The 26,670-nt window shown below is 61.5% G+C and carries 12 protein-coding genes; 5 read left to right on the top strand and 7 right to left on the bottom strand.

The features are described 5' to 3' along the window. The first annotated feature begins 5 nt into the window (after positions 1-5). The 3 genes from BFD71_RS28775 (at position 6) to BFD71_RS28765 (ending at position 3,595) form a co-directional block, all read left to right on the top strand. Entirely contained in the window at positions 6-1,100 is a 1,095-nt protein-coding gene (locus BFD71_RS28775) for an acyltransferase family protein (RefSeq protein WP_069267707.1), read from the top strand. 278 nt (positions 1,101-1,378) lie between these two features. Next, entirely contained in the window at positions 1,379-2,485 is a 1,107-nt protein-coding gene (locus tag BFD71_RS28770) for a glycosyltransferase family 4 protein (RefSeq protein ID WP_069267706.1), read from the top strand. Between the two features lie 33 nt (positions 2,486-2,518). Further along, on the top strand, positions 2,519-3,595 hold the full coding sequence (locus tag BFD71_RS28765) for a glycosyltransferase (protein WP_176732972.1): 1,077 nt from the start codon (positions 2,519-2,521) through the stop codon (positions 3,593-3,595). 123 nt (positions 3,596-3,718) lie between these two features. Here the strand turns inward: BFD71_RS28765 and BFD71_RS28760 are convergent, their stop codons facing one another. From BFD71_RS28760 to BFD71_RS28740, 5 genes are all read right to left on the bottom strand, one after another. Continuing rightward, complete coding sequence (locus BFD71_RS28760) at positions 3,719-4,705, bottom strand: cupin-like domain-containing protein (protein ID WP_069267704.1); 987 nt, start codon at positions 4,703-4,705, stop codon at positions 3,719-3,721. A gap of 115 nt (positions 4,706-4,820) precedes the next feature. Further along, positions 4,821-5,966 carry an SGNH/GDSL hydrolase family protein gene (locus tag BFD71_RS28755; protein ID WP_069267703.1) on the bottom strand — a complete coding sequence of 382 codons (1,146 nt, stop codon included), beginning with the start codon at positions 5,964-5,966 and terminating at the stop codon, positions 4,821-4,823. Positions 5,967-5,997: 31 nt separating this feature from the next. After that, a complete protein-coding gene (locus BFD71_RS28750) occupies positions 5,998-8,301 on the bottom strand; it encodes a condensation domain-containing protein (protein WP_069267702.1) in 2,304 nt (767 codons plus the stop codon). 3 nt (positions 8,302-8,304) lie between these two features. After that, positions 8,305-18,198 carry a hybrid non-ribosomal peptide synthetase/type I polyketide synthase gene (locus BFD71_RS28745; protein WP_069267701.1) on the bottom strand — a complete coding sequence of 3,298 codons (9,894 nt, stop codon included), beginning with the start codon at positions 18,196-18,198 and terminating at the stop codon, positions 8,305-8,307. 432 nt (positions 18,199-18,630) lie between these two features. Further along, positions 18,631-19,341 carry a 4'-phosphopantetheinyl transferase family protein gene (locus tag BFD71_RS28740; protein ID WP_069267700.1) on the bottom strand — a complete coding sequence of 237 codons (711 nt, stop codon included), beginning with the start codon at positions 19,339-19,341 and terminating at the stop codon, positions 18,631-18,633. A gap of 639 nt (positions 19,342-19,980) precedes the next feature. On the opposite strand from BFD71_RS28740, the gene BFD71_RS28735 reads away from it, so the two are divergent. Together BFD71_RS28735 and BFD71_RS28730 are read left to right on the top strand one after the other, a co-directional pair. After that, positions 19,981-20,919 carry a glycosyltransferase family 2 protein gene (locus tag BFD71_RS28735; protein ID WP_069267699.1) on the top strand — a complete coding sequence of 313 codons (939 nt, stop codon included), beginning with the start codon at positions 19,981-19,983 and terminating at the stop codon, positions 20,917-20,919. Positions 20,920-21,201: 282 nt separating this feature from the next. After that, positions 21,202-23,073, top strand: a complete 1,872-nt coding sequence (locus tag BFD71_RS28730; RefSeq protein WP_069267698.1) for an HAD-IIIC family phosphatase — start codon at positions 21,202-21,204, stop codon at positions 23,071-23,073. Positions 23,074-23,481: 408 nt separating this feature from the next. On the opposite strand, the gene BFD71_RS28725 is transcribed toward BFD71_RS28730, so the two are convergent. Together BFD71_RS28725 and BFD71_RS28720 are read right to left on the bottom strand one after the other, a co-directional pair. After that, positions 23,482-24,645 carry a hypothetical protein gene (locus BFD71_RS28725; RefSeq protein WP_141710829.1) on the bottom strand — a complete coding sequence of 388 codons (1,164 nt, stop codon included), beginning with the start codon at positions 24,643-24,645 and terminating at the stop codon, positions 23,482-23,484. 472 nt (positions 24,646-25,117) lie between these two features. Next, positions 25,118-26,548, bottom strand: a complete 1,431-nt coding sequence (locus BFD71_RS28720) for a UbiA family prenyltransferase (protein ID WP_069267696.1) — start codon at positions 26,546-26,548, stop codon at positions 25,118-25,120. Positions 26,549-26,670: the final 122 nt, after the last annotated feature.

Below are 26,670 nucleotides of genomic sequence, written 5' to 3'. Positions count from 1 at the left end.
CTGCGATGAACAAACATTCCCATTTGGCGGTGCCCGATTGCCTGCGCGGCGTTGCAGCCATATCGGTCCTGCTCTTTCATCTCAATCACTGGCTTGGGATTCCATGGTTGGCCCCCAACGCGGGCATTGCTGTCGACTTCTTTTTCGGTCTCTCGGGCTACGTCCTGTGTGTGGCCTACCGGGGCCGATTCGAAAGAGGGATGGGCGGCGCGCTCTTCGCGCGTATCAGACTCATCCGGCTGATGCCGATGATAGGCATCGGAACGCTGTTGAGTGCATCGTATCTGGCGGCGAGACTGGTTCTGCTTCACGACGCCGACATTCATCCGGGCTGGCTTGCGGCCGCCACGCTCTTCGGTCTTTCGTGTATCCCGACGTTTGGTGCTCCCCACGCAATTGGCGGGCCGCAGGTGTTCCCGCTCAACGGCCCCGAATACACGCTATTTCTCGAACTGGTCGTCAATCTCTTCTGGATGCTCACGCGCCGGTTCGACGGAATGAAGTTCGCACTTGTCGTGGCGCTCACAGGCTATGCGCTTACCGCGGTGTTCGGAATGGGAGGCGACACGCCGCAGACTTTCCTCTCCGGCTTCCCGCGCGTATTTGGCGCCTATTATCTGGGCGTCCTGCTTTATCACACGGATGTGAAGTTCGGGTTGCTCTCGCTGAAGATCTGGAAATCGCTTTTCCTGCCGGCATCCGTCGCGACCCTCGTGATCATGGGATGGAATGGTCAGGTTTCCTTCTTCGTACAGTGGCTGTGGGCTGCCGCGGTGATGCCGTTGCTGATTCTCGGCGGTTCCTCGTTTGCGCTCGCGGGGCCGGTACGGACCGCCGCACTCGTATTGGGCGAACTGTCCTATCCGGTGTACGCGTTACATTACCCGCTATTTGTCTGGCTCAATGGAATTTATCAGGAGCTGATGCACCGGAAGGATCCGCTTCTCGAGGCCGCTTTGTTTGTCCCGCTGATCCTGCTGGGTAGCTACTTCATCATGCGTTTCGTCGATACGCCCCTGCGAGCTTTTTTCATCTCCCGATTTGGCCGCTCCGCTGTCAAACCGATTCTCGATAGTACGGCGGCTGATACACCTGTATGAGCCGATGTGCGGGAATTACCTGTCACAAGACCGAAGCCGGCGGACGTGTGGATCGGCTTTGGTCGTATGACCGTCGGCGCGGGCCTGCGCACGTGAGCGTGCGGTAGCCAGCAGTGCCGCGCTCGCTGTGCCGATAGCATACCGGCTGGAGGTATGTTGTCGCGCGTAACGTCGGCAGCGGCGTCGCTGAAGGATTCGCGGCGACCGTTCTAGCCATAGTCCGCGGGCCAGCGGGGCTTCATGTGAGAAAGACTGACGCTTGTGTGCACGGGAATGGTATGAAAAGGATCGCGTCGAAAACGATAGCGTTCAACGGCAAGTTCTTCGGGGCAGGGCCGACGGGCGTACACAAAGTGGCCGAGGAGCTCATCGCAGCGACCGACGCCTTGATTGCCGCGCAAGCCGCAAATGGGATGGATTACGCTGTCGTCGCCAGAAATGGCGTGCAGGTGCCAGCCTATCGCCATATTTCCTGCGTTCGCGAGAGCCCGTGGGCGCGCAGGATGCACAAGATCGCGTGGGAGCAGTTTTATTTACCCTTAGCGAGCAGAAAGGGTTTCATTCTCAATCTCTGCAATCTCGGACCGCTGCTCCATCGCAATTCGGCGACGCTGATACACGATGCCCAAGTCTATTCCGCGCCCGAATCGTACTCCCTGTCTTTTCGGCTCTGGTACAAGTTTCTGTTCTTTTTCATTGGGAAGCGGCACAAGATCATCTTCACCGTTTCTGAGTATTCCAAAAGAGAACTCGTGCACTATGGCGTTGCGCGCGCCGACAAGATCGTTGTCGTGCACAACGGCTGCGATCACGTCTTACAGATCCGACCAGACGATAGGCGAATTGCGGTGTTGGGCCTCGATCCGAAGCGCTATGTTGTTGCGCTCGCGAACACCCAGAAGCACAAGAACATTGGCGTACTGCTCAAGGCTTTCGCGGGCGAACAGCTGAGACACGTCCCACTCGTGCTGTTCGGCGGCGCGACGCGAGCTGATTTCGAGAGTCTCGGACATGACGTCCCGCCCAACGTGCGATTTACGGGCCGGATTACCGATGCGGAGCTCGTCGGACTGTTGACCAATGCCGGCGCGCTTGCATTTCCCTCGCTAACCGAAGGGTTTGGTTTGCCGCCGCTGGAAGCGATGGCGCTCGGCTGTCCGGTGGTGGCCGCACCCTTCGGCGCGCTTCCCGAAGTTTGCGGAAACGCTGCGCTTTATGCCGACCCTCATAGCCCGGATGCGTGGCGAATGAATATTCTCTCTGTGCTCGACGACGAAGCAGTCCGGCAATCCGTGATATCCGCCGGGCGCCGCCAGGCGGGCGGCTTCACATGGAAGCGCGCGGCGCGCGACCTGTTCGAGACAGTGAAAGCCGTGACCGGCTGATTTCATTAAAGAATGCGATTTGGGGGGCAAGCAATGTCTATCGGTGTCGACTTCTCATTGGCGCTCAATGATCGAACCGGCAAACTATTTCTGGGCAAAGATATTATTTCGACGCTTGGCAGCAGGGTCGCGAGTATCCACTATGGACGATTCCACGAATTTCCAAGAAATGATTTGATGCGCCGTATCGCGGGCAGGCTGACCCACGAGGAAACCATTGCGAGGGTAAATAGCTCGCGGTTGGTTTCGCTTTTGCCGGTCATCCGCGATCCACGTCCTACACTGCATCTCGATCCATTAAGCGTCGTTCGCCATCGTCTGGAAGCGCAGGACGTTGTGCTTTGCCACGATGTGGGGCCGATCACGCACCCCCAATATTTCGCGCCGGGTGTGGAGGATTTATACCTTCGGGCCTATGATCAGATCCGAAGGGTGAAGCCTCACATGGTATTTGTCAGCAAGAGCTCTCAGCGAGAATTTCATGAGCTATATGGTGATGACTTTGCCTCGTCGACCGTCATCTATATTCCAACCCGCTTGGGAGTCAAGGAGGGGGAAGGGCGTCCGGTGAAGGGCGTTTCGCCCCGTTTTCTTTTGACAGTGGGGAGTATCGGAAACCGTAAGAATCAGGCCCGTTGTATCGAGGCATTCTCGGCAAGCGGGCTTGTGGAGAAGGGGTGGCAGTACGTCATTGTCGGCGGGCGCGAGCCTGGTGCCGACGTCGCTATTGAACTCGCCAGGCAATCTGCCGGTGTCGTGATGCCGGGATATACGCAGGATGACGAGCTTCGTTGGCTCTACCGCAACGCATCCGGTTTTGTGCTGATGAGTCTGCTGGAGGGATTCGGAATGCCAGTGATAGAGGCGATCGAGTATGACTTGCCGTGCCTGGTTTCCCGCGCGAGTATCCTGACGGAAGTGGGGGGGGACGCAATGCTGTGCGCTGATCCGCTAGCCCGGGAATCCATCGCGTATGGTATGCGTTTGCTAGCCGAACTGTCTGGCGAGGAGCGTAGTCGGCGAATTTCCCAAGCGCGCGCGCATCTCCGCACTTTTGCGCGCGAGCCCATACTCGCTAGCTGGAGAGAACTGGTAGAGAGAATCGGCTGAGTCGGTGGTCCGTCCTGGGTACGGCGCGGGGCCCGAGGAGGGCTTCGTCCTTACGATCGAAGCGACTACGGTCTTCCGGTTCGATACGGTGCCCGACTGGCGTAACGATTTAATCGCAAGCGTTCAGCGTTTGACCAGCCGCCGAACCGCATTCAGCGGGGACTTCAATCGGGTCACCGGCGAGTGAACGACTTCCGCGAACGTTTTGGGATGGCGGTGCTCCAGCGTCGAGATGACCTTTCTTTTCAAGCTGTCGCGCAACGGTGAAACGCCGGGCGGCAACGGCTTCAGCCCCATCATGCGCAGAACGTAATTGGCCTGATAAACCCGCGCACGTCGCTCGAGCGACCTCATGCAGTAGTTGATGCTGATACTCACCGAAATGTTGTCGTCGTTCTTGACCCAATGCGGCGCCAATGAGGGGTGATGCACCACTTCGCCCGGGTTGAGCCGGAAGATCGTGCCGCGACTCTGCAGTTGACGACGATAGCGCGCGGCCTCGAAGTTGCCGGCGTAGTACCGCTCCACCTCCTGGTCGGGCACCAGCTCGCGATCGGTAGCCGGAAAAAGGCAGACGTCCTTTGAACCCTGCAACTGAAAAAGGAAGTTGGTTTCGTGATCGATATGGAAGGGTGTCGAGATCTTTGGCGAGGAGACCAACAGTGTCATCGTCACCAGGGTGATGTCGCTGCGCAGCGGATAATCGGACAGCTCCTCGAGCTCGGCTGTAATCGAGTCGAGGACAAGGGCGTAGTCCGCGTCGTAAAGGTGTACCTGAGTGAGTTTGATCCAGGAGTCGTTCTCGTGAACGCTCGCAAACGCCTCTTTCAGCCGCGTGCTATGCGGCATGGCGCTGAATCTGGATTCCGGCGAACTATTCTTGAAGTTGATCGCGCGGACGTTGCCATTCTTTTCAAGCATCCGCAGGGCGACCTCCTCGATCCTTGGGATCTCGAACAAGCCGCTTTCATGCAACAGGTGATTGAATTTGAACGGATGCAGATTGAAGTTGCTTTTGAATTCCTGATTGCAAGCGTGCAGGATTTTTCCGTCTGGGGTCAGGTGGGGTGATGCTTCGGCCAACACCGCACCATTGCTGGTCACAGACATGGCACACCTTTGCAGGTTAGAGGGTATTGCTTGCAGGCTACTATCGCGTCTGTGGGCCAGATGTGCGTTGACGAACATTCAGACCGGTTTAGGGCGTTTACCCGCGATGAGCGGTCTAGTTGACAGCTTCCTGCCTGGTCGCCGAAGGTGTGTCGGCGGCTCTGAAGCTTGGCCGGAGAAAATCGACGACCTCGGCGTCCGTGATCGGTTTGATATGCAGCCCGAAAGCGGCGTTCAGTGAAGTGACAAGGTACTGTGCCCAAAGGGTATTCCAGACGACGCCGGCATGAGTGTCTGAAAGGTAGGTGTTGTGCGGATCGTCGCCAGTGGTATTGGTGATTGCCCAGCCAGGCCCCAGATGCACGGTCTTGTAATTCGGGCGCCCATGATCATCGCGATTGCCCCACAGGCTTCTGAACCACAAGCCAGCGTCGAGAACATGGACATGGCGGTTCGCCGCGGCGAGCGCGCGCAAGCCATTGTTGAAACGATCAATGCCGGCGTCGATATTGGCAATCTCCCTGGCGGATTGCCAACTGTTGAACTCGCCAGGCCAATCGGCGTCGCTGCCCCCGGTCACAAGCACGACATAGGTATCAGGGTGATATTTTTGGATTAGCGCGACGGCTTCGGCAATGGACTTGATGCAGGCATTGATTGCGCTCGCGGGGCGCACGGCATCGGGATCGCGGGAAAGCTCGTCAAAAAGCTCGTGGCTGCTGAGATCGTTGTCGCCAATCTGGACCAGTACGACGCCGCCTCGCCAGGCTTGCGGTTCCATGTCCATCAAATCGACGAGTCGGATCGCCTGGCGCTGCGATTGCCCCATCAACTGGCTGCAGGTCGCGCCGCTAACCGCAAAGTTATAACGGTAGTCCTCTTTGGGAGGCGTGCGGGCGAGCGCACCCAAAGCTTCGCTGGCCATGGCCCGATACTTGCCGGTTCCCCAAACGCCCCATTTGCCCTGGTCGATCTGGTCTCCCCGCAACTGGGCGAGCACCTCGGTCCACTGCCACGTGGTCGCGCGCCACTGGCCCCCTCGCGCGTGCGGATCGCTCGACATGACCGTGTCGTGGTAGGACTGGCTATTGGAGTCACCAAGCACGGCTAATCGCACCCTTCCAGACGGCGGCTCCGACGCGCTGGCGACGGCGACCGGCACACGGCGAAACAGGCCGGGAACGGCTAACCTGACAAAAAGGCCGGTGATGGACAGTACGCCGAACAGCGCGACCAGCAACACCCTACGCGAACGGGACATAGGCCATTTACCCTATCGTGGCGCACCGAGATCATGGCCCTTCAAGGGCGTTTTCCTGTTCGTCGTGCGCGGTTTCGGCAAAGCGGTCGAGCAGTTGCTTGCCCATCACCGCCGCGCCGGCCGCGCGGAACATCTGGTTGTGCATGCCAGGAACCTCGGTGACGACCAGTTTGCCGCTGATCACTTCACCCCAGCCCATGTCGTGTGCAAACAGGCGGCCCTTGAGCACCTGACCGCTGCGGAAGATCTGGACATTGCCGTCGTAGGGCTTCGGACGGTATCGCACCTGCTGCTCGCGCAGATAGCCGATATTGCGGCCATACCAGAGATTGTCGTCGATCATGTTGTTCGCGCTGTCGTTCTTCAGGAAGCCGAACTTCACCGCAAGCTGCGTCAGACGAAGCCAGCGAACGGTCCGAAACTGCTGGAGGAACGCAATCATGGACATCTCGCCACGCTTCGCAAGGCGGTAGTCGCGCGGAATGTCGTCCATACGCACCTGGACTTTGCGCAAAAGGCGATCGTACCAGGGCATCGATTCCCGATACCCCGGGCACCAGGAGTCGGTGAGGACGACGAGTTCCACCGTTTCGCCCTCGCGGCGCAACTGGTGAGCCGCCTCCAGCGCCATCGCGCCCAGCACACAGTAGCCCATGAGAATATAAGGGCCGCTTGGCTGGATCAGTCTGATGAGTCGCACGGCGTCCGCGGCGAGGTCCTCGAAAGCGCGCAACGGGAAGTTGGGCTGAGGCGTCTTCGGCACCATGGGAACGTCGACGATGGGCCGCACGTCGCCGACCTGTTTGGCCAGTTCATACAGGACCGCGATGTTGTTGAGTACGATGACGGGTGTTTGCGAACCCTCCTCGTTGAAGCGCACGACGTTGTGCGCTTTCGCCTCCAGCTCCGCACGGCTCATAAAACCGCTCACGCCCACGCCCCCCGCGACTTGTGCCGTGTCGTTTCCGGCGGCGGGCGCGAGTGCTCGCTGCGGCATGACTTCGGCGGTTTCCAGCACCTCGCGCCATTGGGCCAGATGCCGGTCGATCGTCTCGATGTCGTAGAGGTCGGTGTCGCCCTCACAGGAGATGCGCCAGCCCTCCGGGCGCCGCACCATGAAGAAGTTGAGGTCGTAGAGCGCGCCCGCGTTGAAGGAGGGCGAAGTCGTCGCGGCGAAATCCTGGCGTCGGACCTCATCGCCCATGCCGACGAAGCTTTGCTGCAAAGCGAAGTTGACCGAGCATAGCGGCGGCCGGTTCATATCCGACACTTCACCGGCCATCTCCATCATCTCTTCGAACGGCACGTGCAGATGCTCGATAGCGTCGCTGAGCTTCGCGCCACACTGTGCGGTGACATCGGCAAGCGTGCTGCCCTGGGTCACATCGAGGCGCAGGATCACCGTGTTGATGAGCGGCCCGATTACACCTTCGAGTTCCTGCTGATCGCGCACCGACATCTGCGTGCCCATGGCGACTTTGGGCTGCCCAGTCGTCTTTTGCAGCGACATCGCAAGGCCCGCGGCCGCCACGCTGAAGAGCGTCACGCCTTGCGCCTTGGCTGCCGTGATCAGACGCTCGCTCAAGTCGCCCGGCAACAGAATCGAGCGAATGACGCCCTGGAAGCGCCGCTCCGGCGGCCGGGGGCGGTCGCCCTTTACGTCGAAGCGGCTGAACCCTTTAAGCTCCTGGCGCCAATGGACGCGAGCGCGATCGATCGCCGCACTGGCCAGGAACTCACCCTTCCATAGCGCGTAATCGCCATGGTGCAGCTCGACGTCCGCGTACTCGGGATCATGGCCCGCGTGCAACGCCTCGAGTCCTTCGACGAGTTCGCGCACGAGGATCGCGAAGGACCAGCCGTCCATCACCAGCGAATGGAAGGTCAGCTGCAACTCGCCTTGGGTGCTCGACCTCGGCAACCACACGGCCCGGAAGAATGACGCGCATGACACGTCGAAAGGCGTGCGTGCCTGCTCTTGACCCACGCGCTGGGCCTCGGCCAGCGCGGCTTGTTCATCCAGACCGCCGAGATCCACCACCGCGAGCCGGAAGGGGGCGCGGCTCCAGACCTGCTGGCGCAGCCCCGCGCCCGTCATCAGGAAGCCGGTGCGCAAGATCTCGTGCCGCGCGACCAGTTCGCTGAGCACCTGTTCGATGCTCGCGGCAGTGAGCGGCCCCGACAATTGCAGCCGGAAGGCGATGTTGAGCGCGGAGGCCTTAGGCGACGCCTTCTGCTCGTGCCAGTAGCGTACCTGGCAGGCGGTCGCCGGGAACAGGGCGTGGCCCGCCTCGACCTCCTGCACAGGTGCGATATTCAAGGCTATCGAGTTCATCGCTCAGGCTCCCTCGGCAATCCTGCGCTTGAAGTTGAGGATCGACGGCCGCGCCGCCGCGGGCGCCTCGACCGGCTCGTCCGTCTGCGTGCCGTCAAGGCTCGCGGCCAGCTGCTCGATCGTGACGTTCTTCATGAGCTGACGCGCATCCACGCCGAGCCCGCGCTCGTTCATCCGCGCAACGATGCGGAACAGCTGCAGGCTGTCTGCACCGAGGCTGAAGAACTTCTGGTCGATGCCCACCTGCTGCAGGCCGAGCACCTCGCCCCAGATCGCGGCGATGGTGGCCTGTGTCGGCGTCATGGCCGCGGGTTCGGCTGCGGCGACCACGATTTGCGCGGCCTCGCGCGCCGCCGGTTCGATCGGCACCGGCGCTTGCGGCACGACCTTGAGCGCGGCGTGCGGCTGGCGCACCGGCGCGGCCACCATGTCCGCCGTCGGCACGGGCAGGGCCTTGCGGTCGAGCTTGCCGTTGCCGGTCTGAGGCAGCGCGTCGAGCGTCATCCACAGCGTCGGCACCATGTAGGACGGCAGTTGAACAGCGACATGCGCTGCGACGGCGCTCTGATCCGGTTTGTCGGAGCCAGCGCCAGCCAGGTAGCCCACGAGGCGCGCGCTGTCGGCCACGGTATGCAGGGCGACGGCGGCTGCGGCAACACCGGGAGCCTTGCGCAGGGTGGCCTCGATATCCTCGATCTCGATGCGGAAGCCGCGCAGCTTGATCTGCTGGTCGCGACGGCCCAGGTGCTGGAGCGAGCCGTCGGCGAGCCGCTTCGCGAGATCGCCGGTACGGTAGAGCCGGCGCGGCGCGGCGCCTTCGATGGCAACCGACTTGAAGGCGGCATCGGTCAGGTCGGGGCGGTTGAAATAGCCCTTCGCCAGGCCTTCACCGCCAATCCACAGTTCGCCGCTCACGCCTTCGGGCGCCAGATGCAGGTCGTCGGTCAGGACGTGCAGGTCGGTATTGGCGAGCGGCGCGCCGATCACCACCGGTGCGTTCGCAACGACACGCGAGGCGGAGGACCAGATCGTCGTCTCGGTCGGGCCATAAAGGTTCCACACCTCCGCGCCGGTCGCGAGCAGGTCGTCGGCGAGGTCACGCGGCAACGGCTCACCGCCGCACAGGATCTTGAAGCCCTTCGGCGCCTTGAAGCCGGCCTCGAGCAGCATGCGCCACAGCGAAGGTGTCGCCTGGAGAACAGTGGCGGCTTCTTCCTTCAGGCGGCTCACCAGTTCGAAACCGGTGCGCACTTCCGCGTGGCCGGCGATGAAGGTCCGCCCGCCGGCGATGAGCGGCAGGAACAGCTCGAGACCCGAGATATCGAAGGAGAACGTCGTCACCGCGACGATGGTGTCCCTGACCGTAAAGCCCGGCGCGTGCGCCATCGAGAGCAGGAAGTTGCTCAGCGCGCGATGGCCGATCTCCACGCCCTTGGGCTGACCCGTCGAGCCCGACGTGAAGATCACGTAGGCCGAATCCGCGTCCGTTACGGCGGGCAGCGCCACAGTCTCGTCATCGTCCTGCGCGAGGAGCGCCTCCACGTCCAGCACGCGATGCGCGCCCGGTTCCAGCACCGTGAGACTTTGCTCATCGCTGAGGATCGCGGCGATGCCAGCGCCATCGAGAATCTGGCGCAGGCGTGCAGGCGGCATCGTCATGTCGAGCGGCACGTAGGCGCAGCCCGCGCGCCACACGCCGATCATGGCGGCCACGACCATGGCGCTGCGTTCCATCGCGAGGGCGATGCGTGAGCCTGAGGCGATACCCGCCGCCATGAGCCGGCGGGCGATCTGGCTGGCGCGCGCATCGAGTTCGCCGTAGGTGAGGCTCGTCGAGTCGTCCGACACGGCCGTCGTATCGGGAGCCTGCCAGGCCTGCGCGGCGATCAGCGCCGGCGTCGTCTGCGAGAGATCGTAGTCGCGCTGGGAAGCGTTCAGCTCGTCACGCAGATGGTGGATTTCCGCATCGCTCAAGAGCGGCAGGGCTGCGACTGGCGTTTCGGCATCGCGGGCGATCGCCGTCAGCAAGGTTTCGTAGTAGCCGAGCCAGCGCTGGATCGTCGTTTCGTCATAGACGTCGGTGCTGAAGTCGCAATCGAGCCGCAGACCCTGGGCCGATTCGATTACGTTCAGGAACAGATCGAAGTTGCTGTAGGCCTTCGCGTTCGGCGCGAAGTGCGTGGTGACGCCTGCCATGTCGAGTTCGCCGTCGACCTTTTCCAGGTTGAACTGTAGATCGGTCAGCGGCAGCCGGTTGAGATCGCGCTTGATGCCGAGATCGCGCACGAGTGCGCCGTAGGTATAGTTCTGGCGGTCGCCTGCGTCGTAGAGGTGATCGCGCACCGCCTTCATGTGCGTGGCGAAAGGCTTCTCGCGGTCGAACTTCACGCGCAGCGGCAGGAAGTTCACGCAGTGCCCGACCAGCAGCGCTTCGCCCGCTTGCGACTGGCCAGCCATCGGCGCGGCGATCACCACGTCGTCATTGCCGGACAGCCGGCCGAACAGCACCTGGGCCGCGCCGAACAGCGTGGCGAACAGCGAGCAGCCCTGCTTCGAGGAAGCGGTCTTCACCTGCTTGAGAAGATCGGCTCCCAGATGGCGGGTCGTCGATGCGCCGTTGAAGCTCTTGCGTTCCGGACGCGGCCGGTCGCCAGGCAAATCGGGTTGCGGCGCCGGGACGCGATGGACGTTCATCCAGAACTCGCGCGTTTCCTTGTCGACGCCGATTTCGTCCTGCGCCTTGGCGAAGGCGAGGAAGCTCTGCACCTCGTCGAGTTCCGGCTGCGTGCCCCAGACTTCTGCGGCGTAGAGCGCAGCCAGATCGCGCAGGATGATGTTGATCGACCAGCCGTCGCAGACGATGTGATGCGCCGTGAACACGAACGCCCACTTCTGCGCTTCGAGGCGAACCAGTGCGGCGCGCGCGAGCGGGCCTCGGGTCAGGTCGAAGACCTCGCGGGCTTCCGCGTCGATGATGGCCTTGAGCTCGCCCGCCGGATCGGCGTGAGTGGAAAGGTCGATCGGGACCAGCGGCACGGTCGTCGTCGGTTCCGCGAACATCCTGTCGCCGACGCGCGAGAAGTGCACGCGCAGCGCATCGTGGCGGGCAACCGTCGCGGCGAAGGCCCGTTCGAACGCGGCCTCGTTCAGCTTGCCATTGAGTTCGAGCGTGAACGACTCATTGAACGCGAGCGAGGCTTCGTGACCCTGCTGGGCCGACATCCAGATTTCCTTCTGCGGCTCGGTGAGCGCCGATTGCCTGAGCGCCGGTTCGACCTGCGTCAGCGCCGCGGTGTCCTGCGCGCCGCCGAGAATGCCGACGCGCTGGAGCGCATCGATGCTCGCGATGAAGGCGTCGCCGATCTTGCGGATGTCCTCGTCCGAATGGCTCGTCGTCAGGAAGCAGGGGAAGCCCTCCATGATATGCACGCCGAGGTAGCGCATATACGGATAGAAGAGGCTGCCGAGGCGGTCTTCGCCCGCGAGATTCACATAGAACCAGCTCGAGAAGGATTCGGCCCGCGTAGCGATGCCGACCTTCTCCAGATGCGCGTTGACGCGCTGCACGAGGCCGGCCATGCGTTCGCCGAGCCCTTCCTGCAGCGCCGGGCCCGCTTCCTTGAGGTGCAGGAGGACGGCCTTCATTGCAGCCAGCACGACGGGATGGCGCACGAACGTGCCTGCGAAGAACGTCGGCGGAACTTCGGGTACCGAAGCATCGCCGAATTGCCACTGACCACCGTCGAGTGCGTCCATGTACTGCGTGGTGCCGGCGAGCACGCCGATGGGCAGGCCGCCGCCGACCACCTTGCCGTAGGTCGCCATGTCGCCCTGGATGCCCCACAGGCCTTGCATGCCGGCCGGGTGGACGCGAAAGCCCGTCACGACCTCGTCGAAGATGAGGGCCGACTCATTGGCGGCCGTCACGTCGCGCAACTGCTGCACGAACTCCTTCGGACGCAGATTGGGATGGCGCGACTGCACCGGCTCGATCAGGACGGCTGCGATATCGTCGATATTTGCCTTGATCCACTCGAGGCTTTCGGGACGCGCGTAGGGCAGCACGACCATGTTGCCCACGGAGGTCTGCGGGATTCCCGGCGCGAGCGGGAATGCGCGCGGCACGCCCGCTTCGCTGCCCGGCTTCACGAGCACTTCATCGAACTGGCCGTGATAGTCGCCGTCGAAGCAGACGACCTTGTCCTTGCCGGTCACCGTGCGCGCGAGGCGCATCGCCGCCATCACGGCTTCCGAGCCGGTATTGCAGAACGTGACGCGCTGATGGCCCGTCATCTCGGAGAACATCTGCGCGACTTCGCCCGCGAGCGGCGACTGCGGTCCGATCGCGAAGCCTTCTGCCAATTGCGCGTTGACCGCGGCAACCACGAAATCGGGTGTGTGGCCGAACGCGGTCTGGCCGTAGCCGTTGACCACGTCGATGTACTCATTGCCGTCCACGTCCCAGATCTTCGAGCCCTTCGAGCGCTGGGCGACGATCGGATAGACAAGCTCCTTCCATTCCTCGCGGAAGCCGCTGGCGGTACGCGGATCGGCGAGCACGGCCCGGTAGGATTGCGTGCGAGCCTTGGAGGTGGCGGTTTTCGCCGAGTAGCGCGCGGCAAGGTCGGTGATGAACGCCTTCTGGGCGTCGGTCATCTGGGCCGAGTGTGCGGCGCCCGGCTTGTACGCGGTGAAGCGCGACGGGCGGTTTTCCTCGAACTTGATCTCGGGACCGGCGGAGTGCGCAGGCGCTGCGGCAGGTGCGGGCGCTGCGGCGGCGGCGGGCACCGCGATTTGGGCCGCGGCGGGCTGCGGCACGGCTAGCGGCGCACCTTGCAGCACCTCGAGCTGACGCGCCATCACCGACTGCATCGCGGCGAGTTGCTCGCGGATCACCGACTGGAGGTCGCCTGTGGCCGGTGCAGCGGCCATTTGCACAGCCACAGGTGCTGCGGCAATGGCGACAGGCGCGGCCGCGGCTTGAACTGCGGCCGGCGCAGCAACAGGTGCAGCAACCGGCGCAGCTTCGGCAGGCACCTCCGGATCAGGCGGCATGGCGCCATCGAGGAACTGCGCGAGGGCCGGCAGCGTCGGATAGTCGCTCATGATCTGCCGGAAGCTGATCGTGACGTCGTAGCGGCGGCGCAGCTGCCGGGACACTTGCCCCATGAAGAGCGAGTCGTAACCGAGATCCCAGAAGGTCACGTCCGGACTGGACGTGTCCGGTGCTTCGCCCGACATTTCGGCGAGCAGTGACGCCAGTTCGGCAATGAGACGCGGTTTGCGGTCGATTTGGACGGTTTGGGTCATGGCGATCTGAGGCATATCGTTTAGGGCTTCGGACGAGGCTTGCGCGGCAATCGCTGGGGCAATGGTCGTCGGCTGACCTGAAGAGGCGGTTGCCGGGGCGTCAATCCAGTGCCGTTCCGGCTCGAAGGGATAGGTCGGTAGCGAAACGCGGCGGCCGGTTTCAGCTAGCAGCGTTTTCCAGTTCGGCTTGACGCCGTTCAGCCACAGGCGCCCGGTCGCCTCGGCGAGGACGGCAAGCTCGCGCTCGCACGTCGCGAAGTCGGGCAGCGAGGCAATCGCGCCCTGATGCCGGTCCTTGGGCAAGCCCTGCAGGACAAAGGTCGAGAGCGTGCGGCCCGGGCCGATTTCGAGCAGCAGCGGCTTGCCCTCTGCCGTGACAGTGGCCAGCGCGTCGCTAAAGCGCACGACATTGCGGCAATGGCTGGCCCAGTACGCTCCCGAGACCGGCTGATCCATCGCCGCCCATTGGCCGGTCACGGAGGACACGTACGGAATCTTCGGCCGCGCGAAAGAAAGGCTGTTGGCGACCTTGGCCAGATCGTCGACGACGCCCGACATCATGCGCGAGTGGAACGCGTGCGAAGTGTGCAGGCGTCGATGCTCGATGTCGCGCGCCTTGAGCGTGGCCTCGCATGCCTCGATGGCCGCGAAGGGGCCTGCCACGACGCTGAGCGTCGGCGCATTGATCGCGGCGAGATCGACGTCGGCGGGCAGCATCGCGCTGAGTTCGGCCTCCGACAGGCGCACGACCAGCATCGCGCCCGGTTCGGCCGACTGCATGAGCGCGCCGCGTTGCGCGATGAGGCACAGCGCATCCTCGAAGGCGATCGCCTCCGCCACGCACGCCGCAACCAGTTCGCCGACGCTGTGGCCGATCATGGCTGCCGGCTTGATGCCGCGCGAGATCCACAACTGCGCGAGCGCATATTCGACGAGGAAGAGCGCAGGCTGCGCGTAGATCGTCGAGCGGATCGGGTGCGGGGTGTCGTCGCCTTCCGGGGCTTCGCTCAACAGCAGCGTGCGGATGTCCAGGCCGAGATGGGGGGCGAGCGCCTCGGCGCCCCTGTCGATCCACTCGCGATAGACCGGTTCGGTGCGATAGAGCGCGGCGCCCATGCCCGGATACTGCGCGCCCTGGCCGGGGAACATGAAGACGACTGCAGGCGTGGCCAGCGGGGCCTGTGCTTCGATCGCGCCTTTCTGCAGCTTGGCCTGGGCCTGCTCCACGCTCTCGGCGACAACAACGGCGCGGTGCGCGAAATCGCGGCGTCCCGTTTGCAGCGTCGCGGCCACGTCGGCCAGTGCGATCTCCGGATGGTTTGCGAGGTGCGTGGCGAGATTCGCCTTCGCGCGCTCGAGTGCGGCGGCGCTGCGGGCCGATACCGGCAGGATCTGGAGTTGTTCGCTTTGCTCGCCCGGGGCGGTACGGCTAGGCGCCTCTTCGAGCACCACATGCACGTTCGTCCCGCCGACGCCGAGGGAACTCACGCCGGCCCGGCGTGGCGTAGCGCCCTCAGCCCAGGGACGCTCGGCTGTATTGAAGAAAAACGGACTGCTGGCCAGGTCGATGCCGGGGTTGGGCGAACGGAAATGCGTGAGCGGCGGCAAGGTGCGGTTGCGCAGCGCGAGCGACGCGGCGATGAAACCCGTCACGCCCGCGGCCGCGTCGAGGTGCCCCACGTTGGCCTTCGCCGAGCCGAGTGCGCAGAACTGGCCGCCCTCGGCGCCGCCCAGGCGAAACGCCTGCACGAGGCCCGCGAATTCGATCGGATCGCCAAGCGGCGTAGCCGTGCCATGGGCCTCGATATAGCCAATCGAGGCCGGATCGATGCCGGCCTCGGCATGCGCGATCGCAATGGCGCGGGCCTGGGCATCGACGCTCGGCGCGGTGAAGCCGACCTTGTCGGAGCCGTCGTTGTTGATGCCCACGCCGCGGATCACCGCATAGATCGGATCTTCGTCGGCGATGGCGTCTTCGAGACGTTTGAGCAGGACGACGCCCGCGCCGCTACCGAACACCGTGCCCTTCGCATCGGCATCGAACGGACGGCACACGCCGTCGGGCGCGCCCATACCGCCTTCTTCGTAGAAGTAACCGCGCTTTTGCGGGAAGGTGATCGAGACGCCGCCGGCCAGCGCCATGTCGCAGCGTCCGGCACGAAGGTTCTCGACGGCGAGGCTGATCGCGGTGAGCGAGGTGGAGCATGCCGTTTGCACGGAGATGGCCGGCCCCGTGAGCCCGAGCTTGTAAGCGGTGCGGGTCGCGACGAAATCACCGGCCCCGACGAGCTTTTGATACTCGCCGATCTGGAACTGGCTCGTAAATTCGTCGATGACCGCGCGATCGGTGAGGATGTGCTTGAGGAAGTACGTGTTCATCGACGTGCCGGCGAACACCCCGACGGCACCAGCGATCGTCGCCGGGTCGTAGCCAGCATCTTCGAACGCTTCCCAGGCGATCTGGAGGAAGAGGCGCTGTTGCGGGTCGGTGAGCGCGGACTCGCGCGCGAGCATGCCAAAAAAGCCGGCATCGAAGTGATCGACATCCGCCAGTATCGGCCGCGCCTTGACATAGCTCGCGTCGCGGCGCGACTTGTCGTCGAAACTGTCCTCCAGTTCCGCCAGGTCGAAATGCGTGATGCAGTCGCGCCCCGCGAGAATATTGGCCCAGAATTCGGAGACGTTGCGGGCGCCCGGAAACCGTCCGGACATGCCGACGACTGCGATGGCCCCGCCTTGCACGCCTCGGCGCTGGAGGATTGCGTCTTTGCCCGCTGCGGGGAGCGTCGTACGCAGTTGCGCAGCCAGCGCCTCGACATTGGGGTGACGGAACAGATCCACCAGCGCGACCTTGGCCGCGATGTCGCGCGCGATGATGGCGTGCGCGCGCATCAGATCGAGCGAGCGCAAGCCGAGGTCGAAGAAGTTCGCGCGGCGATCGACGGATTTGCCGAGAAGCCCTTCGAATACGGACGCCAGCTTGTCGGCAATGTCGTCGTCCATGGGCGTGGGCGCTGCCGATGCTTCGGATTGCGTATCGATTTCCGCAAGCAGCGCTTTGCGGTTGATCTTGCCGTTGGGCGTCAGCGGAAAATCCGGCAGCACACGCAGCTCCGACGGCATCATGTAGTCGGGCAGGGCGGACTTGAGATAGGCGCGGATTTCTTTCAGGAGAACGTCCGCGTCCGCAGCATCGGCTTTCACGAAACCAGCGATGGCCTTGCCCATGCGGCCATCGAATGCTGCCACGGCCGCGTCAGCGACGCCGGGCGCCACGCGCAACGCATGTTCGATTTCGTCGAGTTCGATGCGTTTGCCTGCAATCTTGATCTGCCGATCGTTGCGGCCGAGGAATTCGATTGCGCCGTCCGCGCGGCGGCGCACGAGGTCGCCCGTGCGGTAGAGCTTCATGCCGGGAGCGAAAACGTCGTCGACGAACTTCTCGGCCGTCAGTTCGGGGCGATTGAGATAGCCAAGCGCGACGCCGTCGCCGCCGGTAACCAGTTCGCCGACCTCTCCATCGGCAACAGACATGAGCTTGTCGTCCACGATGTAGGCGCTCGTACCCGCGATGGCGTAGCCGATGGGAATGGCATCGCCATGCGCGAGCGCCTCGCCGTCACGCGGAATGCGGTAGCAGCAGGTGAAGGTCGTGTTCTCGGTCGGGCCGTAGCCATTGATGATCTGCAGACCCGGATGAGCCTCCATGACCTTTCGAACATGGACGGGGGACAGCACGTCCCCGCCCGTCAGCGCCTCCTTGAGCGGAAGAAAGGCTTCCAGCCGATAGTCGGCGAGCGCATTGAAGAGGCCAGCCGTGAACCAGGCGCTGGTAACGCCAAGTCGCGCTATCTCGGACGCGATCGTGTCGAGAGAGGGCTGGACCTCGTTGATGATGGCGGCACAGCCGCCGTTCAGGAGCGGTCCCCAGATCTCCAGCGTGCTCGCATCGAAGGCGAGCGGCGCGAGGTTGAGGAAGCGCGTGTGGGGTGAAAGGTCGGTGAACGTCTGGCCCTGCACGAGGCGCAGGATCGCGCGCTGCGGCACGATCACGCCCTTGGGTTTGCCGGTCGAGCCAGAGGTGTACATCACGTAGGCAGCGTCGTCACGAGCGCTAGCGTAGAGCGGTGCGGGCTCGGCCGCCTCGGCCGCGGCCACGACATGCTCGAGATCGACGCAGACGCCGTTCAGTTCGCCAACGCTGGCGAGCGCGGCCGCTTCAGCGATGATGAGCTTGGGTGAGCAGTCGGAAACGATGAAATCGAGTTGCGTCTTGGGATAGGCGCGGTCCAGCGGCACGTAGACGGCGCCCAGCCGCAGGATCGCCAGCATCAAGGCCAGCGTGTCGCGGCTGCGCGCAACCATGATCGCGCAGCGCTCGCCCGGCTCGAGTCCCATTTCGTGCAGGACGGTTGCGAGCCGCGCCGAACGTTCGCCGAGGGCGGCATAATCTTCTTCGCCGGTGGCGTCAATCACAGCAAGATGATTGCCGAACTCGGCACATACGACATCGAAGCGCGCTGCCACGCCAGGTACGTGATCGGTCCCGCCCGGCAAAACGCCTGAAAGTCCATCTCTGTGTGACATTTGCTACTCCCCCATAATTTGGACGAAGGTCCGGGGTTGAGCCAGGCCTGGCGATGTACACGCGGCGTTTGCGCATAACGGCTGCCGGTGACGGGATACGCAAGCCGCCCGCAGTCCTGCGCGGCTGGCGTGTCTCCCACGCCCGAAGCCTGCTGTAAGAGGAAGTTAAACTTCCACGTGATGCCTATCCGTTCGCCTTCGCACACACGATGTGCTGCAGCAACACATCGCGCTGGGGCGGCGGGGGCGCACGGAGCGCAGGCCGCGGCCTGCATTCCGCCATGCGAGCGGGTTTGGCGGTATTCGCGGCGTGGGTCCAGGGTGCGTTGTTTCGAGGCGAAGACTGGCGATTCCTGTGTTGCGTTGTGCGTGGCAACAAGCGGATCGTGCGGCCGGAATGGACGATGCCGGCGTTCCCGAGGCCTTGGGAAGTCAGTTCATGTCGATGATCGACCAGCCACTGTGGCGGGCCGCCACTGCCCCCGCACAGGTCGGACTGGGTGACAGGGCGCGAACGCGCCAATGCGAGGCTTCCTGAGCCGCGCCCCCGACGAAGCGCGGTGTCGTGTCGCCATGAACGGCAAGATCGAACTCGAAATGCTCCGGCGGCAGGATGAAGCCGCTCCCGAGCGCCTTCAGGCAGGCTTCCTTGCGCGCCCAGGTTTCAAAGAAAACCATTTGCCGTTCCGATGCCGGGAGCGCGTCGAATTGTTCGCGCTCCCTGGCGGAGAAGACCTGGAGCGGCATGTTTTCCTCGATCGCACGAACCTGTTCAACGTCGATGCCCACCTCGAAGCCGTTCGAAATGGCGAGCGCCGCCGTATTTTCGCTGTGGCTCAGGTTGAAGCAGATCCGCCATCCAGCAGGTTGGCTCGTGCAAAACGGTTTGCCTTCCGGACCATACTCAAGTGCGACCGCCCGCGGGGATCGCGCGAGATAGCGGCCAAGAACTTGTCTGACTTCTCCCCGTCCAATTACGTACCGGCGGCGATGCAACTCGAAGCGAAAGTTGCCGGCGCGCTCGTGTTCCTGCGCGGATAGCATCGCCCAGTACCGATCGAAATCGCTCCCACAGGCATCGAGGTCCCATTGCCAGACATGGACCTCTTGCATGGTGGGCGGCGTGAGCGGCGACGAGGACATTGAGGGCCTGGTTCGACTTGCTGTTGGAAGTGTCGGGGCGGCAGGGCTTCGCGCCCATCCGGTTGAGTGCGCAACGAGCGGCCGACACACAAGATAATGTACAGATACAACTCTCGCGGATTTGTTGGGCAACCCACGGAACAGGTCTCGCGACACGGCCTACGATTCGTCAGAGCGTGAAGAAATTACGCTGTACTGCGTGCGCGCGTGTGTACGGGGATCGACGAGCCGACGCGACAATTGCCGAAACGAGGCGTCGACACAAATCCTGTGAGGCTCTCCGAAAGTAGCTGGGCTGCACGGTCCTTTGTGACTCGAGGCAGTGCCGGACGAATCGTCTATTGGTTTGGCATCCAGAACGCCTGTCGATTGTGTTCGTTATTGAACTGAGTCAGTTCCATGATCTCCTTGAAAAGACTGGTCCGAAACCCGTTTGGGGAAGGCATGTCGCTCGATTCTGTATGGAATTAGAAAGTATGTTTAATTGTTATGTAAGAAATATTGCCGGATTTCCAACCGCTAGATCGATTTCCGGTAATGAACGGTAAGAATGGGTGCGATTGACGCGCTACCAGATCAAGATCGATAGTTTTACTCTTTGCACGAGGAAGTTGTCGAAATTCAGATTCGAGGTGTGGGATGGGGCGTGTTTTTGACAATGTCTACAACGTGAGTGTGATCATTCCACACTACAACAGCCTTGATTTGCTTTGGGTTGCAATAGAATCGATTTCCAGTCAAACCGTTGTTCCGCGGGAAATTATCGTCGTCGATGATGCATCGGGGCTGCAGTTCGAATTGCCGAGCCGTTGCGGAGACAACATTGTCTTGCGCCTGATTCGTGAAAGCGAGAACCATGGCGCGGCGTGGTGTCGTAACCGGGGCATTGAAGAGGCCACCGGTGATCTGATCGCCTTCCTGGACGCTGACGACCGATGGCTCCCGAACAAGCTCGAATGCTGCATCGCCGCATTCGGACCCAAGCCTGCCGGCAACGAAGCAAAGGTACTCTTCAGTAATGTCGTGCTAACGGACGCAGGCCGGCGCATCCTGGGCAACCGCTCTCCCTACGATGGCCAGTCGATGCTCGACTTCGTCCTGCTGGAAGGGGGCTATATTCAGACCTCGTCGATCATGATGTGGCGTCATCAGTACCCGCTGATCAGTTTCGATGGCTCGTTGCGCCGTCATCAGGACTGGGATTTCGCCATTCGGGCTGAAATGGCTGGCTGCGTCTTTGTTTATTTGCACGATGCACTGGTGGAGTATTCCCTGAGCGAAAGTCCCGCCAGAATATCGAAGGCGGTCAGTTGCGAACCTAGTCTCGAGTTTTTCGAAAAATATAGCAAGCTGATGTCAAAAGGGCATGTCTCGTCGTTTATATTTAATGTCCTGATTTACAAGAAAATGAGTATTGCCTTGAGGCTTGCCATTGTTGAGCGAGTTTTGTTGAGGGAGATTGAGATGCCCAGCAAGGATTGGGCGTCGCTGTTCGCCAGGCTGGTCATCGGATGGGGCGGAGTGAATCTAATCAAACAGTTGAGACGGATAATCCACGCTGAGGATTATTCGACGTGAGATGCATCGGCCTTAAAAAATAAAAGTCATAGCCAGCGACCCGGTAAGCTTGCCCCCTCCAGTTGGATCGCCTCGAAGTTCGACGCTCTTGTCAAGGGCTGGTTCTTCCCCTTTATATTCTCCGCGCGGCCCCGTTATGTCGAGGACGTTTACAAACGTCGCGCGCGCTGCATCCGGCTGGGGTTGTGTATGTCGGCGCACAGAGGGTGCGCCTGCGCTCTGCTCTAATCTCAAGGCCGCAAGCGGCAGCGTGTGGAGAACGTTTCGACTTCGAGGCCCCAAATGCGTCAATTTGTCCGCGATTTGTTTTACTCATCCGTCGCCGATAAACAGGTCAATTTACCGTTGCCGCCGACGTCGCTCGCGATCCATTCGCGCAAGCTCAATATATTGCTGCTCGGCACGTGTTCTGTGGAGATGCTCGTTAAGCGAAGCGCAAACTCGGGGCACAACATCCGCCACATACTGATGGGCTCGAGACGCCACGCTCCGATCCCGGAGGCCGCGCCAACCGATGACGTCGTCGTCGTGAATCTCACGCTCCGTCACATTCTGGGCGAAGTGACGCAAACGCCTGAACCTGTCGTGGACATGGTCTTCTCGCGTCTGCGTTCCGACGACGAAGCGCACGCTTTTCTGGAAAGAACAGGGGAGTATCTCGCCCAGAAAGTGGCACAAGTCGCCGCGCAGATCACGACGGCTCCTGTCGTCTTCATGTCGTTTTTCGAGCCGAGCTTCAACTACGACGGCGATCTCATCGATCCATTCGGTATGACATCGCCTGGATATCTGGCGCGGGAGATCAACCGACTTTTGTCGGACGCCGTGCGCAAGACGAATAATTGCTACTTTCTCGACGCCAATGAAATATTGAATTTTATTGGCCGCCGACACCTGCAGGATGATGTCCTGTTGAGCAGCTCGCATGCGTCGTTCATCAACGATTGGGACTTCAAGCTGGACGCAAATCGCCTGATTGCGCCCAAGGCAATCGGGAATATCATGACCTACGAGGTCGCGTCCCGCGAATTTACCCTCGCATTCCTTGCGCGGATTGAAATGATAGTCAAGGTCATCGAGCAGCAAGACCCGGTGAAGCTGATTATCGTCGATCTCGACGACACCATGTGGCGCGGCGTGGCGGCGGAAGGCGAGAGCGTGAGCCTGGAACAGCGCATCGAAGGCTGGCCTATTGGCCTCGCTGAAGCCTTGCTGTTCTTCAAGAAGCGTGGCGGATTGCTGGCGATCTGCAGCAAGAATGAAGAAGCGCCCACCATTGAACGGTTCAACGCCATCTGGCGCGGCGCCATCACCATGGACGACTTCGCGTGCGTGCGTATCAACTGGAAGCCCAAGTCGCAGAACATCCTTGAAATCCTCAAGGAGGTGAATCTGCTTCCAGGCAACTGTGTCTTTATCGACGACAACGACCGTGAGTTGTCGGAGGTGAAGGCGGCGATCCCGGCCATTCGTTGCCTCGGCGGAAATCACTACGACTGGCGGCGAATCATTTTGCGATCGGCCGAAACGCAGGTTCCCATTTTCACCGAAGAGTCAGCGCGCCGCACCGAACTCGTGCGCGCTATTTCGCAGCGCGAAGCCAGTGCCGACGCGAACAAGGGTGTTTCGCGGGAAGAGTGGCTAGCTTCGTTACAGCTTCGCCAGTCATTCTTCTTGATCAAGACGCCGCAATCCAGACACTTCGATCGCGCGTTCGAGCTTATCAACAAGACGAATCAATTCAATACGACGGGGAAAAGATGGGAGCGGTCAGAGTTCGAGGCGTTCATAACGCAGGGCGGGTACTGCGTGGTCTCTTCGCTGCGAGACAAATTGATCGACAACGGCATCATCTCTGTTTGCCTGATCAATGGCGGGAAGATTGTCCAGGTCGTCCTGTCGTGCCGCGTGTTTGGGCTCGGCGCTGAGTTGGTCGTCGGGGCGATAGCTACGCGGTTGGCGCTGAAGTCGGGCTCGGAAGTCCGCGCCGAGCTGGTCGATACCGGAAGAAATGCGACCTGCCACGACTATTTCAAACGGCTCGGTTTCTCCGAAACGGCCGCGGGTTTGTACTCGCGCGCCGCGAACGAAGTGCCGGCCTACATCGAGATCGAGAATCTGGGCGCGGCCGAGTTTCCTCCTGTGCGGATCTAGTGCAGCGCTCGATTGAGGCGTTTGCAAAGCAACACAAGCGCCCCGCTCGCCACCGACGGCGCCCGATGAAGGCAACCGGGGGGGAAGGTCCGGTGTGCTGACTAGGCGTTCGCGCAGCGCTGGTTCTACAGATCAGCCTTGATTGGAGGTATTCCGTCGTTTTCGGTAACGATGACGACCTATGCGCGGATACCGTTAGCGCTGCTTTCCCTGAGCTTTGCCGTGATCGCGGGCGGCGCCACCTTATTCGCCCTCTGGAGCACTGGTTCACGATCCTGTTGGCCACTCCGGTCCTGATTGTTGTCAGCTATACGACCTTCCGCTTGATCGAGAAGCCCGCCATGCAAAACACCGAAAGTGTTAGCAAGCGGGTGCGAGGCAATGTTTGCGAAACGCGGCGCTTATGCATTACTTCTCATGCCCAACGCTGGCCGGCGCTTTTATCCGCGAGTTGCGCAGGGGCCAATGGCAGGCCACTGCCGCAACCAGCAAGACATAGGTCGCGAGGAAGTAGTAGGTTAAAGAATGCACTCGAATATCAAACAATCCTTCGAGGCATAGAGGCAGGATAGTCAGGAAAGGGAAAATCTTCAAAAATAGGCCCACCCACCCATCGCCTCGTGACGAGAGGATCATGGACAGATAGAGGCAAACCGCAAAAACGCTGAAATCATACGACATCAACCTCGGGTTGAGCAGAATGAGGATGGCGAGGAAATAAAACAACTCGCTGGCGGAGCTGATCTGCATAGCGCGTTGCCCATGCCTGTATCGAAGAGCTGCCGATATCAGTACAACGAGAAGCATCAGGAGAAGATGGAGAACAAAGCCGACTTTCCCCATGCCGAACCTGGAAAACACGCCGAAAATTGTCAACCCGGCATCTCCATGCTGGATGATCTGATTGTAGATGGCGCCCTGGAATCCAGCCCACAGTTGCGGATAGAGAGCAGGCTGCGCAATGTAGATGCCGGAAACCGATAGCAGCACCGCGACGAATGCGAACAAACTGCGGCGGGGCAGAAAAAGATAGAGCAAGGCATAGGCAAGGAAGTAGGGCTTTATGGCAGAAAATAATATGATCGCGATCGCATGTGGTATCAACGTATAGACCGACCGTCTCGTGTATAGAAAGTACGATAGCGAAACGAGAAGCAGGTGTGCGAAGACGCTGATGTTTCCCGTCTGGATCGAAGCGAAGCCCGATCCGCTAATCAGGAATCCGAGAACCAGGCAAGGCGCCAGGCGGTGATAGGGGATTTGAGACTTGAGACTCAGGCTAACGCAGGCGATGCCTGCCGCGGAAGCTAGAACCAGGAAAGCAAATGCTGTCGGGAAGTCGACAGCGGAAAATACCTTGAGGAAAGCGGGCGGGTAGACAAATGGAATGGCGCCCGATGCGCACGCATAGGGGTTTGGTCCCTGTGAATAGCAACTCAAACCCTTCTCATAGACATGGTAGTCCCAGAAAAATGAGCCACTTGGTCCGCTGAATGCGAGAACTAGTAAGAAACAAGCGGCGGCAGATAAGCTCCAAAGAAGCCATGCTTTGTCTTCGGTAACGCTCGCCATATCTAGCTTCAAGTACGCCCCCATCTCTGTTAATGACCGTCAAACTCCATGGCGCGAAAATCGCTGAGCATGAATCTCGTCTGCGAATTCCTTAACCGGTCGCCGCGCAGATTTTGATCGTGCGGTCGATCGCGTATTCGGGTATTCGTTGGGGAAACTTGAGGAAGCCACTACGACTAGTCCATAGAGCGAAAACGCGAGCGCTGTCCACGCTCCCTAGGTTCTCGGACGGCCGCACACGCACGCTACCGGATGCAGTGCTCAACCGTAGAGCATGGTTGGAAGTGGGTCTGTGCGCCAGCGTACGTCGCCCGAGCATGTAAATACGAAACGCCGCGCGACTTGTGAGTGCTGCGCGCCGTAGCAGAGCACTCGTGCGCATGTGTCATCGATGTGTTCGTCAGTCCGAGGGCATTCGCCCTGGGCCTGCCGCCGGAACGGGAAGTGCACCGCGCCCGGCTTCTCGTCGTTGTCAGATAGCGAGCAGCATGCTCAGGCCGGACAGCGCAATCACAGCAAGGCTCGCACGATCCTTGAACGCAAACACGATCGGGTCGTCGTGCATCATGCCGCGAAACGCGCACATCCAGATCCGGCTCACCCAGAAGAGCGTGAGTGCGAATGTGGCCCACAATGCCTTCGGGTGGTGATACAACGCCTTCATTTCCGGCGTGTTCAGATAAAGTGCGAGCACGAGCACGGCGAGGTATGCGGAAGCCGTGCCGAACGAGCGCAAGATCGAGATGTCCTGCGTGATGTAGCCGCGGCCGGCGGCTTCGGTCTTGCCTTCGCGCACGATCATGTCGAGTTCGACATAACGCTTGACCATGGCAAGCGAGAGGAAAATCGGCACACAGAACAAGATTAGCCAGTACGACAGCGGGATGCCAGTTGCCGCGCCGCCGGCGATCACACGCACGGTGTACAGACACGCAAGCGTGAACACATCGACGAGTGTCATGCGCTTGAGCGCGAACGAGTAGGCAACGGTGGCCACGAAATAGCCGGCCATTACGACGCCGAACTCGCGCGGCAGGAGTGCTGCGAGGCCACCGCCGGCGGCGAGCAGTCCCGCGGTAAGCACGATGCCGAATTTCAACGACAGCTTGCCCGACGCGAATGGTCGGCTGCGCTTGCGCGCGTGCCGCCTGTCGGCGTCGAGGTCGAGCATGTCGTTAAGCAGGTACACCGACGAAGCAGCCAGGCTGAACGACAAAAAAGCGATACAGGCGGCAGCGAGTGCGGAACGCTCCGTGAATTGGTGTGCGGTGAGAAGCGGCACGAAGATCAGCACGTTCTTCACCCACTGATGCACGCGCATTTCCTTGAGCACGAGCGGAATCAGCCGGCGCTTTTCCTCGAAAAAGATGATCGCCGCATTTGTCTTGCGGGCCGCGGCGGCAATGTGCTTGTCGCCGACCACGATCGCCTGGCGGGCCTGGCGCCATACCGGCAAGTCTGCACGCGCATCGCCGCAGTAGTCGAAGCCGTGGTCGCCGAACTGCTCAACGAGCGCCCGCGCCTTGTTTTTGCCGAGCAGGTTGTTGCTGACCGTGCTCGCGAGCACACCGGTAAAGAGTCCAACGTGTGTGGCGATCTGGGAGGCGAGGCGCTGGTTAGTGGCCGTGCACAGATACAGATCGCGCCCGCTTGCTCGCTCGTCGCGCAGCCAGGCGAGCAATTCAGTGTTGTAGGGCAGGACGCCAACGTCGATGTTTACGCGTTGGGCGATCTGCTCCTTCAGATAGGCGCGCCCGCGCAACGCCCAGGCGAAGCACAGAAAGATCGACAGCGGACTTTGTTTGACGAGCACAAAGAAGGCTTCAAACAACAGGTCGGTGCGCGTGAGCGTTCCGTCAAGGTCCACACACAGCGGGACAGGGTGTGCTGCGGGCGTGGCCATGTTCATTCTCCGTGCCGGGACAGGAACAGGTGGACAGGTTGTCGGGGCATTGGTCGGAGCGCAGCACAGCCCGCGCTCGCATAATCTGCGATCCGGAAAAGGATCGTAACGACGGCGGCGTA

This window comes from Paraburkholderia nodosa (assembly GCF_001718195.1).
Taxonomy (GTDB): Bacteria; Pseudomonadota; Gammaproteobacteria; order Burkholderiales; family Burkholderiaceae; genus Paraburkholderia; species Paraburkholderia nodosa_A.
The sequence above is the reverse complement of the archived record's forward strand: the minus strand, read 5'-3'. Positions and strand labels throughout refer to the sequence as shown.

What these genes read in the sequence shown, in the direction of transcription:
- BFD71_RS28775 (WP_069267707.1), top strand. Translation starts at nt 6, where the DNA reads ATGAACAAACATTCCCATTTGGCGGTGCCCGATTGCCTGCGCGGCGTT.
- BFD71_RS28770 (WP_069267706.1), top strand. Translation starts at nt 1,379, where the DNA reads ATGAAAAGGATCGCGTCGAAAACGATAGCGTTCAACGGCAAGTTCTTC.
- BFD71_RS28765 (WP_176732972.1), top strand. Translation starts at nt 2,519, where the DNA reads ATGTCTATCGGTGTCGACTTCTCATTGGCGCTCAATGATCGAACCGGC.
- BFD71_RS28760 (WP_069267704.1), bottom strand. Translation starts at nt 4,705, where the DNA reads ATGTCTGTGACCAGCAATGGTGCGGTGTTGGCCGAAGCATCACCCCAC.
- BFD71_RS28755 (WP_069267703.1), bottom strand. Translation starts at nt 5,966, where the DNA reads ATGTCCCGTTCGCGTAGGGTGTTGCTGGTCGCGCTGTTCGGCGTACTG.
- BFD71_RS28750 (WP_069267702.1), bottom strand. Translation starts at nt 8,301, where the DNA reads ATGAACTCGATAGCCTTGAATATCGCACCTGTGCAGGAGGTCGAGGCG.
- BFD71_RS28745 (WP_069267701.1), bottom strand. Translation starts at nt 18,198, where the DNA reads ATGTCACACAGAGATGGACTTTCAGGCGTTTTGCCGGGCGGGACCGAT.
- BFD71_RS28740 (WP_069267700.1), bottom strand. Translation starts at nt 19,341, where the DNA reads ATGTCCTCGTCGCCGCTCACGCCGCCCACCATGCAAGAGGTCCATGTC.
- BFD71_RS28735 (WP_069267699.1), top strand. Translation starts at nt 19,981, where the DNA reads ATGGGGCGTGTTTTTGACAATGTCTACAACGTGAGTGTGATCATTCCA.
- BFD71_RS28730 (WP_069267698.1), top strand. Translation starts at nt 21,202, where the DNA reads ATGCGTCAATTTGTCCGCGATTTGTTTTACTCATCCGTCGCCGATAAA.
- BFD71_RS28725 (WP_141710829.1), bottom strand. Translation starts at nt 24,645, where the DNA reads ATGGCGAGCGTTACCGAAGACAAAGCATGGCTTCTTTGGAGCTTATCT.
- BFD71_RS28720 (WP_069267696.1), bottom strand. Translation starts at nt 26,548, where the DNA reads ATGGCCACGCCCGCAGCACACCCTGTCCCGCTGTGTGTGGACCTTGAC.